The following is a 14013-nucleotide window of genomic DNA, read 5'->3' on the forward strand; positions in this document are numbered from 1 at the left end:
CGTTCCGTCATTTCATGCGTTTTGGCGAATCCTTGCTGAGCAAGCTGGCGAGCTGGCAGGGCGATAAAACCCTGACCGACGCCGTGCTGGTCAATCCTGAGGTTTGCGAGGCACACATCGCCTCGGGGCGTGGAACGCTTATTCTGGCCTCGCATCTGGGCGATATCGAATCCTGCCGCGCATTGGGTGCGCTCAACCACCGGATCATCGTCAATGCGCTGGTTTTCACCGACAATGCCGAGCGCTTTAATCAGGTGATGAAAGAGATCAATCCGCAGGCGGTGGTGAACCTGATTCAGGTGAGCAAGATGGGGCCGGATACGGCGATGCTGTTGCAGGAAAAGCTCGATGCAGGAGAATGGGTGGCGATCGTCGGCGATCGTACCTCCGCCAGCAGCCATCAGCGCGGTGAACACGCCCGCGTGATCTGGAGTGATTTTCTTGGCAAGCCGGCCGCGTTTCCGCAGGGGCCTTTTATTCTGGCGGCAGCGCTGCGTGCGCCGGTGATGCTGATGTTTGGCATCATGCAGCAACGGCAACTGCACATTTACTGTGAAAATTTTGCCGACCCGCTGATCCTGCCGCGCGCTCAGCGCCTGCCCGCGTTGCAGGACGCAGTCGATCGTTACGCCGCTCGTCTTGAGCATTACAGCCTGCTGGCGCCTCATGACTGGTTCAATTTTTATGATTTCTGGCAGCATCCAGCGGATGACGCCCCTGAAGGGAAACCTGACTGATATGACGTCCAAACTTGACCCACAATTTAACGATCCGCGATTTTCTACCCGCGTGGAAATCACCGTGCCTTTTCACGACGCTGATTCGATGGGCGTGGTGTGGCATGGCAACTATTTCCGTTATCTGGAAGTCGCGCGCGAGCAATTGCTGAAGCAGTTTGATTACGGTTACCGTCAGATGCTGGCGTCAGGCTATGTCTGGCCAATCGTCGATACCCGCCTGAAATACATTGCGCCGGTTGTCTTCGAGCAACGTATTGAAGTGCGCGCACAGCTGGAGGAAATCGAAAACCGTCTGCGGATCGGCTATCAGATTTTCGACATCGAAACCGGTAAGCGCACCACCACCGGTTACACCTTGCAGGTGGCGGTGGATGCCACCACCAAAGAGATGTGCTTTGTCTCGCCACAGGTGTTGTTCGATAAAACGGGAGTCAGCCTGTGAGATCACTGTTATTTATCCTGCTGGCGGTGTTCAGCGTGGCAGCTCAGGCCGTCACGCTGGAAGAGTTACAGCAGCGTTTTAGTCAGGTGCCGGTACTCAGAGCCGAGTTTGCCCAGCAGCGGACCATCAGCGGTATGGCGCAACCGCTGAATTCCAGCGGAAATCTGGTGATCGCCCAACAGCAAGGGCTGTGGTGGCAGCAGGAGAAACCCTTCAGCCTGACGTTATTACTGACCGAAAATCGCATGGTGCAGATCATGGCGGGGCAGGATCCGCAGGTCGTCACCGCGCAAAGCAACCCGCAGATGTTTCAGTTCAACTCGCTGCTGAGCGCCTTGTTTCATGCCGATCGCCGCGTGCTGGAGCAGAATTTCACGCTCGGTTTCACCGATCAGGGAAAGGGCGCCTGGACGCTTGTCCTGACGCCGAAAGTCTCGCCGCTTAACCGTCTTTTCCGCAGCATCACGCTGCATGGCGAAACTTACCTGAACAATATCGATATTAATGACATGCAGGGCGACGCCACGCATATCCGCTTCTTCAACCAGCAAACGGCGCCAGCCCAGCTGACTGACGCCGAGAAACGCCATTTTGCGTCCTGAATTTCATCGTCGCCTCGCACTGGGCTGGCTGCTGATCATCGCCTTGCTGGTCGCCGCCTTGTTCTGGCTGCTGCCGCGCAGTCAGATTAACAGCAGCGTGCTGGCGCTCCTGCCGCAACAGCAGAACACCACCGTTCCGCAGGTGTTTGTAAAAGGTTTCACGCAGCGCCTTGATCGTCAGCTGATGTGGCTGGTCAGCCCGCCGCAGGGCGCAGGCATTGCGCCGCTTGACGACTGGCTGAAACAGCTGCGGGCGTTGCCTGAACTGAGTCAGGTGGAAGGGCCGATGGATGCTCAACGCCAGCAGGAGTGGGGCACGTTCTTTTTTCAACACCGTAACGCTTTGCTCGATGAAGCGACTCGCCAGCGGCTGACAACCGGCGCGGAGGCGCAAAGCCAGTGGATCCTCGGTCAGCTCTACTCGGCGTTTGCCGGCGTCAGTGGAAAAGAGCTGACTCACGACCCGCTGTTGCTGGTTCGCGCGTCCCAGATGGCGCAGCAGCAGAACAGCAGCGGCATGACGCTCGATCAGGGCTGGCTAATGGCCCGTGATAAGCAGGGGCGCAGCTGGTATTTAGTGCACGGTGAGCTGAAAGCCTCTTCGTATGACATCACCACCGGCAGGCAGACGGTCGCCAGCCTGAATGCGGTGAAACAGGCCTTTGAAACCCGCTGGCCGGGGGCGAAAGTGCTGGCGCGCGGCACAATTTTCTACAGCAACTATGCCAGCCAGCAGGCTGAACACGATCTTTCCACCATTGGCGCGGCGTCAGTGATCGGCGTATTCGTGCTGATTTTAGTGATGTTCCGCTCGGTGCTGCCGTTGTTGCTCAGTCTGCTTTCTATCGCCATTGGCGCATTATCCGGCACCGTCTTTACCTTATGGGTATTTGGCGAAATTCACATAATGACGCTGGTGCTGAGTACCAGCATTGTCGGGATCTCCGCTGACTACACCCTTTATTTCCTCACCGAGCGGCGGGTTCACGGCGACACGACCACGCCGCTGGACAGCCTGAAAAAACTTTTCCCGGCATTATCAATGGCCCTGCTGACCACGGTAGCCGCCTATCTGATGCTGCTGATCGCGCCCTTTCCGGGCCTGCAACAGCTGGCGGTATTCGCCGCGGCCGGTCTGAGCGCCGCCTGTATAACGGTGATGTGCTGGTATCCGTATTTATCAAAACGCCTGCCGGTAGGGCCGACACCGGGGCTTGCCCTGATTTTCCGCTGGTTGCTGGCGTGGCGCAGCCAGAAAGCGGTGCGCATCGGCTTACCCGTCCTGATTTTACTGGTGGCAGCGGGCGGAATAGCTCAGCTTAAAATCAATGATGATATTGCTGATTTACAATCGCTGCCCGCCGCGTTACAGCAGCAGGAACAGCAGATTGCCGCGCTGACCGGGCAAACTAACGATCAGAAATGGCTGGTGGTGTATGGCGAAAATGCCGAGCAAACGCTGCAACGCCTCGAAGCCTTACGGCCAAAGCTGGCGCAGGCCAAAACGGGCGGCGTGATTGACGGCTACCGGATGCTCGGGCTGCCCTCCCAGGCACTGCAGCAGCGCGATTTAACCTTGCTCAGGCAGCGTGCGCCGCAGATTGTGGCTCAGTTAGAGCAGGCGGGTATCCGCGTTTCTGTGCCCGATTTACGTCCGCAAACGGTCGATGTTCCGATGTGGCTTAACAGCGTCATCAGTCAGGGCTGGCGGTTATTATGGTTGTCCCTGCCGGACGGGAGCAGCGCGACACTCATTCCTGTCAGTGGCGTTCACGACAGCGCCGCGATGGCAGCGCTGGCGGATTCCTCGCCGGGCGCGGGCTGGATTGACCGTAAAACGGAGTTCAGCGATCTCTTTTCCCAGTACCGGGTTTATCTGACCGGCCTTCTGGCGCTGGCCGTGGCAGTGATTGCCGTCATGTATCTCTGGCGTTTCCGCCTGCCGCACGGGCTGATCTGTCTGGTGCCGACTGTTTTATCACTGGCGACGGGCATCGCGGCGCTCGGCTACAGCGGGCATAATCTCAATCTGTTTTCTTTGCTGGCGCTGATCCTGGTGCTGGGCATTGGCATTAACTACACGCTGTTTTTCACCAATCCGCGCGGCACACCGACCACCTCGATGTTTGCGATATTCATGGCGGTGGTGACGACGCTGCTGACCTTCGGGATGCTGGTATTCAGCGCCACGCAGGCGATCAGCAGTTTTGGCATCGTGCTGAGTTTTGGCATTCTGACGGCCTTCCTGCTCTCACCGCTGACCCTGCCGGTTAAAAAACGAGGACGTAGAAAATGAGTCGATTCACGTTGCCACTTCTGGCCTGGCTGGTGCTTAGCCTCGGCGGTTGTGCCACGCAGCCTCCGGCCAGTACGCTGCCGCAAGCCTGGCTGAAACCCGGCGTTCAGGTGAAATTACCCTCGCCGCTGCTGGAAAAGCCGGTGAGTCAGCAACAGTTGCTGACGGCCACCGTGAAGGGCAAACAGCAGTCGCTGCTGGTCTTACTTAATGCCGATGGCAAATCGCTGCAACTGGCCGGGCTCTCCCCGCTGGGGATCCGTCTGTTCAAAGTGGTCTACGATCAACAAGGGATCCATACCGAACAGGCCATAAAAATTGACGGTTTACCTCCTGCAAATCAGGTTCTGGCCGATATCATGCTGAGCTACTGGCCGGTCGAACGCTGGCAGCCGCTGCTTCCGGCGGGCTGGCGGCTGGACGATCAACCGCTGCGCCGCACGTTGCTGGATAACCACGGGGCGACGATCACCCGCATCGACTATCTGCCGAAAGGCGCGATCCGCCAGCCGGTGTCGATCACCCAGCAGGCTTTTCATTACCAGATAACTATCCAGAACGTCGGTGGCTAACATGATTTACTTTTCGGCCGTGGGCATGGTGAACGCGCTGGGCAACGATCTTGTCCAGATCGCACAAAACCTCACGGCGGGCACTGCGCCTGGCATGTCATTGCAGGAAGGCTGGTTGACGGAAAACCGTCCGGTCTGGCTTGGCACCGTCACGGGCGATCTGCCGGCGATCCCTGGTGATCTGATGGCGCACCGCAGCCGGAATAATCAGCTGTTGCTGGCCGCGCTGGCGCAGATTGAATCTCAGGTCAACGCGGCGATCGCGCAGTACGGCAAAGATCGCGTTGCGGTGATCATGGGCACCAGCACCTCTGGCATTGCTGAGGGCGAAGAGGCCGTGCGCTATTTACATCAGCACGGTGAATTCCCGCCGGGCTTCGATTACCGCCAGCAGGAGCTTGGCGATCCGTCGCAGTTTATGGCTGAACTGCTGGATCTGAGCGGCCCGGCGTACACGTTGTCTACCGCGTGTTCCTCCAGTGCGCGGGCGATCATCAGCGGCAAGCGACTGATCGAAGCCGGGCTGGTGGACGCGGCCATTGTCGGCGGTGCTGACAGCCTTTGCCGCATGCCCGTGAACGGCTTTAACAGTCTGGAATCGTTATCGCATGGGCGGTGCGCGCCATTCGGACAGGGGCGCGACGGCATCAATATCGGTGAAGCCTCCGCGCTGATTTTACTGACCCGCGAACCGGCAGAGGTCGCACTGCTCGGCGTCGGTGAATCTTCCGATGCGTGGCACATGTCTGCGCCACATCCGGAAGGGCTCGGGGCGGAAAGGGCGATCTCGATGGCGCTGAAAATGGCCGGGCTGACCGCGAGCGACGTGGGGTACATCAACGCTCACGGCACGGCGACGCCGCTCAACGATCAGGTGGAGGCCGCTGTCATACATCGTCTGTTTGGCAACAGCACGCCGTGCAGTTCGACCAAGCATCTCACCGGCCATACGCTGGGTGCCGCCGGCGCGACGGAAGCCGCGCTCAGCTGGCTGATCCTGACGCAGGCTCTTCATCTGCCGCATCAGGATTTTTCACAGATTTCGCGCGATGTCAGCCTGCCGGATATCTGGCTGGCCACGACCGGGCAACCGCTCGCCAGACCGGTGATCCTGTCTAACTCTTTTGCCTTTGGCGGCAACAATGCCAGCATTCTGATCGGGAGGCAGTCATGAGTTATCAAAATGCGGCGGATTTTTTACCTCACGCTGAGCCGATGGTCTTGCTGGAAAACGTGATTGACGTGACCCGCGACACCGCGTTGTGCAGCGTTGTGGTGAGCCAGGACAGCGTACTGGCCCCCTTTCTGAATGCGGGCGGTGCCTTGCCTGCGTGGTATTCCCTCGAGCTGATTGCGCAGACGATCGGCGTGTGGAGCGGCTGGCATGGCGCACAATCCGGCGAGCCGCCACAATTAGGTATGCTGCTGGGCGGACGTGGTCTTAAATGCGCCGTCCCGGAATTTGCGGCGGGCAGTGAATTATTAATCAGAGTATCGATGGTATTACGCGATGAAAAAATCGCGAGTTTTGAAGGTGTTATCAGTATTAAGGGTAAACAAGACAACCTACAGGTTGCACAGGGACGGCTGAATACTTATCAGCCAGACAAGGACGAAATAATAAAATTAACTCAGGGGATGCAGGCATGACGCGTTCAGTATTAGTCACCGGCGCCAGTAAAGGGATCGGTAAAGCCATTGCCATCCGGCTGGCGAAAGACGGTTTTGAGGTAGCGATTCACTACCACAGCGATAAAACAGGCGCTGAAGATACTTTGCAGCAGATCGCCGGATTCGGCGGCAGTGGCCGTATTGTGCAATTTGATATCAGCCACCGTGCGCAGTGCCGCGAGGCGATTGAGCGTGATATTGAGGCGCACGGCGCGTATTACGGCGTGGTTAATAACGCCGGTATTACCCGCGATGCGGCGTTTCCGGCACTCACCGATGAAGACTGGGATGGCGTGATCCATACCAATCTCGACAGTTTCTATAACGTTTTACATCCCTGCGTTATGCCGATGATCGGGCTGCGTCAGGGCGGGCGGATTATTGCGCTGTCTTCTGTTTCGGGTATCACCGGTAACCGCGGGCAGGTCAATTACAGCGCGGCCAAAGCGGGCATTATCGGTGCCTGTAAGGCGCTGTCGCTGGAGCTGGCAAAACGCAAAATCACCGTGAACTGCATTGCGCCGGGGCTTATCGATACAGGCATGCTGGAGATGGAAAAACCGGCGTTCGACGCGGCGATGAGCATGATCCCGCTCAAACGTATGGGCAACGCCGATGAAGTGGCGGGCCTGGCGAGCTATCTGATGTCAGATATCGCCGGCTATGTTACCCGTCAGGTGATTTCCATCAACGGAGGCATGGTATGACACACCGTGTAGTCGTCACCGGCATGAAAGGAATTACGGCGTTCGGTAATCACTGGCACGACGTCAGCGCCCGCCTGCAGCAGGGGCGTAACGCGGTTCGCCACATGGACGAATGGCTGATTTATCAGGGGCTGAATACGCATCTTGGTGCGCCGGTGGATGACTTTGTTATCCCGGCGCATTACACCCGCAAGCGCATCCGTTCAATGGGGCGCGTCTCGCTGCTGTCCACCCGTGCGGTGGAACTGGCCCTGGAACAGGCGGGTTTACTTGATGATCCGATCCTGACCAACGGCGAAACCGGCATTGCCTTCGGATCTTCCACCGGCAGCACCGGGCCGGTCAGCGAATTCGCCACCATGCTGACGGAAAAGCACACCAATAACATCACCGGCACCACGTATGTGCAGATGATGCCGCACACCACGGCAGTGAATGCCGGTCTGTTCTTTGGTCTGAAAGGCCGGGTGATCCCGACGTCCAGTGCCTGCACATCGGGCAGCCAGGGCATCGGCTATGCGTATGAAGCGATCAAACACGGCTACCAGACCGTGATGGTGGCGGGCGGTGCGGAAGAGTTATGCCCGTCGGAAGCCGCGGTTTTTGACACGTTGTTCGCTACCAGCCAGCAAAACGATCACCCTGAATTATCTCCCCGTCCGTTCGATGCGCAGCGTGACGGGCTGGTGATTGGCGAAGGTGCTGGCGCGCTGATCCTTGAATCCCTCGAACACGCCAGCGCGCGGGGTGCGAAAATTTATGCCGAGATCGTCGGGTTCGCCACCAACTGCGATGCTGCGCACATCACTCAGCCGCAACAATCCACCATGCAAATTTGCATTGAAAAAGCGCTGAAAAACGCCGGTATTTCTGCGGCGGAGATTGGCTACATCAGTGCGCATGGCACGGCGACCGATCGCGGGGATATCGCGGAAAGTCAGGCGACGGCGGCGGTCTTTGGCGACAGAACGCCGATTTCGTCGCTGAAAAGTTACTTCGGCCATACGCTCGGCGCCTGTGGCGCGCTGGAAGCCTGGATGTCGCTGGAAATGATGCGCGAAGACCGCTTTGTTCCGACCATCAACCTGACGCAGCCGGATCCGCTGTGCGGCGAACTGGACTACATCATGGGCGAATCGCGTCATATTCAGACCGAGTTTATTCAGTCGAATAACTTCGCGTTTGGCGGCATTAATACGTCGCTGGTTTTCCGTCGCTGGCCATAACTGATGACGTCTGCGTATTTCGTGACGGCACAGCTGAACGACCGCTTCCCGCTGTCGCGTTTGCCCGCAGACCTTCTCGCGCGAAGTGAAAGCATGAACCCCGCCCGCAGGCAGCAATGGCTTGCGGGAAGGGCGCTGCTGGCGCAAGCGATGTGGGCTTTTAAAGGCTGTGAAATGCTGCCCGCTATACAGATTTCCGCCACGGGCAAACCGTCGTTTGTCGCTCCCTCCCTGCCGCATTTTTCCCTCAGCCACAGTAAAAACTGTCTGCAACTGGTTCTGTGCGACGCCGGACAAACCGGATGCGACGTCGAGCAGATGCGCCCGCGTCCGCGTTATCTGGCTATCGCGCAGGCGGCCTTCAGCGCTGGCGAATTCCGGTGGATGGTGGAGCAGACCGATCCGCAGACTGCCTTCTGGCAGCTCTGGTGTTTACGTGAGGCGTGGCTGAAACAGCAGGGCGCAAGCGTCTGGCAAATGGACCGCCTCTGTCTAGATCCCGCCGCAAGACGTTTTACCTCGCAGCCAGCGACCGGCAGCCGGTTATGGTGTGGAAGGCGGGGCACGGTGATGAGCGCGGTGGCCGTTCCGCAAGGCGCCGGGGCGCCGCAGGAATACCGGTTTGAACCCACCAGCGGAATGCTTATTTCTCAGCGTCAGCGCGTCTGGACATCCTTTGATGCCGGGATCTGGTGAACCGACATTTCCGCGAAACCGGCATCACCTGATCGCGAATTATTTCCTGTCAGAATCCCCGAGCTTCTCGCTTAAAAAATCAATGAAACTCCGAATCCGGGTACTGACCCGCTGGTCGCTGTAATACACCGCGTGCAGCGGCATCGCGATGCGCATGACATCCGGCACCAGCAGTTTGACTAAATCCCCGCGCTGCACATCTTCATCGGTCATGAAATCCGACAGACAGGCGATACCGTTGCCCTGCAAACACAGCCTGCGCAGCGTTTCGCCGCTGCCGGAACTGATAAACGGGGTGATCGTCAGTTGCTGGCCATCGGCGCACAGCAGCGGCCATTTGTTCAGCGCGACCACTTCGTTAAACCCCAGACAACGGTGCTTCAGTAACGCGTCGACGCTTTGCGGCGTTCCCCATTTTTTCAGGTATTCCGGCGAGGCCAGCACGCTGCGGTAGCTGAGCATCAGTTTGCGGGCGCGCAGGCTTGAATCCTCAAGCTCACCGACGCGGATCGCCACATCAACTTTGTGGTCGATCAGATTGATGTTGCTCTCGGAAGAAAACAGCGCCAGCGACATCTTCGGAAAGCGTTCGGTGAATTCCGCCACCAGCGGGGTGATGACGTGCAGGATCACCGGCGTGGCGGCATCTACGCGCAGCAACCCCTGCGGATCGTCACGGTTTTCCAGTAAGTCGTCTTCGGCGGCAGCCATGTCATGCAGGATTTTCTGTACGCGAACAAAATACCGTTCGCCTTCATGTGTCAGGCTGATTTGGCGCGTAGTACGGTTGAGCAGGGTGATCCCAAGTTTTTGCTCCAGCCGTTTCAGCGTCCGGCTGACGACGGAATTATCCTGCCCAAGCTGTTCGGCCGCACGGCTAAAACTGCCACTTTCCACCACGGTCACAAAGGTCATCAACTCTTCAGAACTGGCTCGCATTGATGTTACTCCAGCATAAATCATCTGATACTTTGGTTATTTATGTCATTTAAGCACAAGCAGATCAACGCCGCCATCGAATCAGGTCCGGTGATGGGCGGGGCTTTTTTTATGCTAGCCTTTAGGGGAGCAGGCGGGTTGTATACCCTTGTAAACAGATTTGGCCTGAGCGCCTGCGGGCGTATACTGAACTTTCGTTGAGAGATGATCTCTCACATAGCATCATTGAATGAGTGAACAGGCGATTAGCGTGCGAAAAAAAACATATGCAATGAGGTATGTGGCAGGTCAGCCCGCTGAGCAAATTTTCCCAGGCGCCCTCGCACATTTGGGGCCAGATTTGCCGCCGGGTGCCGCACTTCCTAACTCGAATATTTTGCGCGTCATGGTGTGGAATATCTTCAAACAGCAGCGGGCTGACTGGTTGTCAGTCCTGCGTGATTTCGGCAAAGATGCGCAACTGGTATTACTTCAGGAAGCGCAAACCACGCCGGAACTGATCCGTTATGCCACGTCCAACTATCTGGCCGCCGATCAGGTGCCTGCGTTTATGCTGCCTCAGCACCCCTCTGGCGTGATGACACTGTCTGCGGCACACCCGGTCTATTGTTGCCCTCTGCGTGAGCGTGAGCCGCTGCTCAGGCTGGCAAAATCGGCATTAGTCACCGTCTATCCGTTACTGGATGGCCGTCTGCTGATGGTTGTAAACATTCATGCGGTCAATTTCAGTATTGGGATCGACGTTTACAGCAAGCAACTTGACCCGATTGGTGAGCAGATTGCGAATCATAAAGGCCCGGTGATCATGGCGGGGGATTTCAATGCCTGGAGCAAACAGCGTATCAACGCGCTGTTTGGTTTTGCGGGAAATATTCATCTGGAAGAAGTGCGTTTCCCGGCGGATTACCGCAAACGCGCCTTTGGCAGACCGCTCGATTTCATCTTCTATCGCGACCTGAGCGTGACTCACGCTTCCGTCATGGAAACCCGTGCGTCTGACCATAATCCGCTGCGCGTAGAGTTTCTGGCCGGTAAACCCCTGGTGCAGTAAAAAAGCCCTTCCCAAATTTTGGATAAAAAAAAGCACCCGGAATGTTCAGGGTGCTTTTTTATGGTCCAAACCTGTCAGGTTTCCGGGCTCATTTTGTTGCTAACAAACAGCGTTAGCTTTTTGCCCGGCTGAAGGTTGTCTGCTGACGCGTTCCAGCGCATGACATCTTTGATGTTCACGCCGTGACGTCTGGCAATGCTCGACAACGAATCGCCTTTACGTACCTGATAAGTGATGCTGCCACCATTCACGCTGGTATCGCTGACGCTGTTATCCGCCACCTGCAGTGTTTGCCCAACTTTTAACGCGCCTGCTGAGCGCAAATTGTTCCAACGCTGTAGATCACGGGTTTTCACATTCAGTCGGGCTGCAATACCAGACAAGCTGTCGCCGGAGCGAACCTTGTACTGTTTTGCCCCTGACGGAGTGTTGCTGGCCAGTTGGGTTTGCTGCACTGCGGCGATATCGCCATCAGCCAGAGAATCCTTTAACTGGTCGGCATGCGCCTTCGGCAGAACAATGTAATGCGGGCCATTCGGCGCGGTTACATTCTTCTTGTAGCCAGTGTTAAACGACTTCAGCTTGGTCAGTGACATACCTGACATTTCAGCGGCCTGCGTTAATTGCATTTGCTGTCCGACTTCAACACGCGCCAGAGCACGGTCTTCACTCGGTTTCGGCAGGTTGATGCCATACTTCTTGCTGTTCTTTAAGAGGTCACTCAGCGCTAACATCTTCGGAACATAAATCGATGTTTCACGCGGCAGTGCCAAAGACCAGAAATCCGTTGGCCGACCTTTTGCTTTATTCGCTTTCACCGCTTGCATCACGCGGCCTTCACCACTGTTATACGCAGCCACGGTCAGTAACCAGTCGCCGCCAAACATCTTGTTCAGGCGTTGCATCATATCAAGCGCAGCCGTTGTCGAAGCCACAACATCGCGGCGTCCGTCATACCACTGGTTTTGTTTCAGACCATAGTTGCGACCCGTCTGCGGCACAATCTGCCACAACCCAGCAGCGTTAGCTGATGAGGTTGCTTTGGGGTCAAAAGCGCTCTCCACTATGGGTAGCAGTACCAGTTCCATCGGCATCTTACGTTTCTTAATCTGCTCGGTGATCCAGTACATGTACGGCTCTGCCCGTAATGTTACATCGTGGAGATAGCTCTTATGTTTTAAATATTTAACTCTTTGCTCGCGGATCCGGGGGTTATCCGGAACCTTCATCTTCAGCTCGTCGCCAATGAAGTTCCACAGGTTTTGCTGAGAGGCGGCGTCGTTTCCATCCAACCATCCCCCAGAGGCCGCTCGGCCATCACCTGTGAACTGTCCTGCTTCTTCACTTTGACTTGCTGAAGACAAACTCTGTGCATGTTGCTCGGGTACCTTCGCGCCCTGCCTGGACGCCTGGCAACCGGTGAGCAACATGGAGGCGATTATTAGGATCGCATATGCCTTCATGTGTGTGTCATAGTTGCTTAAAAGACGAGCGATAATACTTTGCTAAGAAGAAAAACACAACCTTTGGGTTCAGAAGCTATCCTTGAGAGCCCTTAAATGGGCGAAAACGTGCCAGGCGGGTTTTAAGGGATCGTTAAGGTTTAATTTGTTTTGTAAATCAAGATCATCACATCGTAAAAATAGGTTAATTTTCCGTTCAAGACCGAGGGTAGAAGGCAGGGAAGATTGTCCCTTTTCGCGCATTTGTTGCACTTTGTGCTCATGAGAATGAATATCATGATCCTCGGGCAAAATGGACCGCGCAAACTTAAGATTTGAGAGAGTATATTCATGCGCGGCACAGACGAATGTTTCGTCAGGCAGTGCAGCTAACCGTTGAAACGACTGGTACATTTGTTCGGGGGTCCCTTCGAACAAACGGCCGCATCCGGCTGAAAACATCGTGTCTCCGCAGAAAAGATAAGGTGCGCTATAGTATGAAATATGACCAAGCGTGTGCCCGGGGGTAGCAAAGATTTGCCATTCCAGACCGCCAATTTCCAATTTGTCACCGTTTTTAAGACTAATCTGACTAAATTTGTTCTCAGTTTCGTGAGGTCCGTACACTTTCAGAGCAGGAAAATGGCTGCAAATCTCGTTTACTCCCCCCACATGGTCATGATGATGGTGGGTGAGAAGGATCGCATCAGGGGTTAAATTGTGCGATTTTAACACGGCCAATACCGGCGCCGCTTCTCCCGGATCGACGATCAGACAATGCCCTTTCTGGTCATCCAGCAACCAAATGTAATTGTCCTGTAACGCAGGAATACTGATAAGATTCATGGCAACCTCTCTTTGGCAACTGCTTGAAAGAAGATAATAAAATATGCGACCCGCCCGCGCCCGTAAGAACATTGTTGCTCCGGCTTCATGGGATGAAATCCCGTGCGGCGACTACTACCGTGCCGCGCTTGAGCAACAACTGCAACCCTGGTGGGGAAAACTGTACGGTTTTCACCTGCTGAAAATCGGCGCATTAAGTGCCGAACTCAATGCCGAAGCCTGTCCTATTTCGCATCAGGTCAATTTCGCCTCGCAGGGAGAAGGGATGCACGTCAGAGGCGACCCTTACTCTCTGCCGTTCGCCGCAAAATCTGTCGATGCCTGCCTGCTCAGCCATACGCTGGCCTACGCCGAAGACCCGCACCGCATATTGCGTGAAGTGGATCGCGTGCTGATTGATGATGGCTGGATAGTGTTGAGCAGCTTCAATCCGCTGAGCCTGCTGGGGCTGGGCAAACTGATGCCGTTCTTTCGCAAACGTCAGCCCTACAGCAGCCGCCTGTTCACCCAAATGCGGTTACTTGACTGGCTATCTTTACTGAATTACGAAGTGATGGTTCACCGGCGTTTTCATGTGCTGCCGTGGAGAAAAAACGGTGGGAAACTGCTGAGTACGCATCTGCCCGCGCTGGGTTGTATGACGCTGATTATTGCCCGCAAGCGAACTTTCCCGCTGACGCCGATGGCGAAAAAAGTGCCCGCGCAGAAACAAAAAATACCCCAGGCGGTGGGGGCAACGAAGAGTTACCGGGAAGAACATCGGGACTAAAACACTACACCGTC

General features: G+C 56.1%; 14 protein-coding genes and 1 pseudogene. 12 read left to right on the forward strand and 3 right to left on the reverse strand.

Annotation, left to right across the window (positions count from 1 at the left end):
* From ED901_RS22925 to ED901_RS22970, 10 genes and pseudogenes are all read left to right on the forward strand, one after another.
* Positions 1–737 (forward strand): annotated as a pseudogene (locus tag ED901_RS22925) (glycosyltransferase family 2 protein); the annotation flags it as partial.
* A gap of 1 nt (position 738) precedes the next feature.
* Positions 739–1182, forward strand: a complete 444-nt coding sequence (locus ED901_RS22930; protein WP_122097344.1) for a thioesterase family protein — start codon at positions 739–741, stop codon at positions 1180–1182.
* Positions 1179–1784: an outer membrane lipoprotein carrier protein LolA gene (locus ED901_RS22935; RefSeq protein ID WP_122097345.1), complete on the forward strand. Its 606-nt coding sequence runs from the start codon at positions 1179–1181 to the stop codon at positions 1782–1784. Before ED901_RS22930 ends, ED901_RS22935 begins: the two co-directional genes overlap by 4 nt.
* Positions 1774–4080, forward strand: a complete 2307-nt coding sequence (locus ED901_RS22940; protein ID WP_122097346.1) for an MMPL family transporter — start codon at positions 1774–1776, stop codon at positions 4078–4080. Before ED901_RS22935 ends, ED901_RS22940 begins: the two co-directional genes overlap by 11 nt.
* Entirely contained in the window at positions 4077–4652 is a 576-nt protein-coding gene (locus ED901_RS22945; protein WP_122097347.1) for a DUF3261 domain-containing protein, read from the forward strand. Before ED901_RS22940 ends, ED901_RS22945 begins: the two co-directional genes overlap by 4 nt.
* Before the next feature lies 1 nt (position 4653).
* On the forward strand, positions 4654–5826 hold the full coding sequence (locus ED901_RS22950; protein WP_122097348.1) for a beta-ketoacyl-[acyl-carrier-protein] synthase family protein: 1173 nt from the start codon (positions 4654–4656) through the stop codon (positions 5824–5826).
* Entirely contained in the window at positions 5823–6302 is a 480-nt protein-coding gene (locus ED901_RS22955; RefSeq protein WP_122097349.1) for a 3-hydroxy-fatty acyl-ACP dehydratase, read from the forward strand. The genes ED901_RS22950 and ED901_RS22955 overlap by 4 nt, the downstream gene beginning before the upstream one ends.
* Positions 6299–7030: a 3-ketoacyl-ACP reductase FabG2 gene (locus tag ED901_RS22960; protein WP_056781613.1), complete on the forward strand. Its 732-nt coding sequence runs from the start codon at positions 6299–6301 to the stop codon at positions 7028–7030. Before ED901_RS22955 ends, ED901_RS22960 begins: the two co-directional genes overlap by 4 nt.
* Complete coding sequence (locus ED901_RS22965) at positions 7027–8256, forward strand: beta-ketoacyl-ACP synthase (protein WP_122097350.1); 1230 nt, start codon at positions 7027–7029, stop codon at positions 8254–8256. The genes ED901_RS22960 and ED901_RS22965 overlap by 4 nt, the downstream gene beginning before the upstream one ends.
* Positions 8257–8259: 3 nt before the next feature.
* The gene (locus ED901_RS22970) at positions 8260–8952 is read left to right on the forward strand and encodes a 4'-phosphopantetheinyl transferase superfamily protein (protein WP_122097351.1); all 693 of its coding nucleotides are present in this window, start codon (positions 8260–8262) and stop codon (positions 8950–8952) included.
* Between the two features lie 39 nt (positions 8953–8991).
* On the opposite strand, the gene yafC is transcribed toward ED901_RS22970, so the two are convergent.
* Positions 8992–9891, reverse strand: a complete 900-nt coding sequence (gene yafC, locus ED901_RS22975; RefSeq protein WP_056781607.1) for a DNA-binding transcriptional regulator YafC — start codon at positions 9889–9891, stop codon at positions 8992–8994.
* A 250-nt stretch (positions 9892–10141) separates the two neighbouring features.
* On the opposite strand from yafC, the gene ED901_RS22980 reads away from it, so the two are divergent.
* On the forward strand, positions 10142–10942 hold the full coding sequence (locus tag ED901_RS22980) for an endonuclease/exonuclease/phosphatase family protein (protein WP_072158198.1): 801 nt from the start codon (positions 10142–10144) through the stop codon (positions 10940–10942).
* Between the two features lie 74 nt (positions 10943–11016).
* Here the strand turns inward: ED901_RS22980 and mltD are convergent, their stop codons facing one another.
* Both mltD and gloB read right to left on the reverse strand, forming a co-directional pair.
* Entirely contained in the window at positions 11017–12405 is a 1389-nt protein-coding gene (gene mltD, locus ED901_RS22985; RefSeq protein WP_056781602.1) for a murein transglycosylase D, read from the reverse strand.
* Between the two features lie 69 nt (positions 12406–12474).
* On the reverse strand, positions 12475–13230 hold the full coding sequence (gene gloB / locus ED901_RS22990) for a hydroxyacylglutathione hydrolase (RefSeq protein ID WP_122097591.1): 756 nt from the start codon (positions 13228–13230) through the stop codon (positions 12475–12477).
* A gap of 43 nt (positions 13231–13273) precedes the next feature.
* Here gloB and ED901_RS22995 point away from each other — a divergent pair, with 43 nt between their 5' ends.
* Entirely contained in the window at positions 13274–13999 is a 726-nt protein-coding gene (locus tag ED901_RS22995) for a class I SAM-dependent methyltransferase (protein ID WP_122097352.1), read from the forward strand.
* The last annotated feature ends 14 nt before the right edge of the window (positions 14000–14013 follow it).

Source organism: Rahnella sp. Larv3_ips, from assembly GCF_003697865.1.
GTDB classification, from domain to species: Bacteria; Pseudomonadota; Gammaproteobacteria; order Enterobacterales; family Enterobacteriaceae; genus Rahnella; species Rahnella rivi.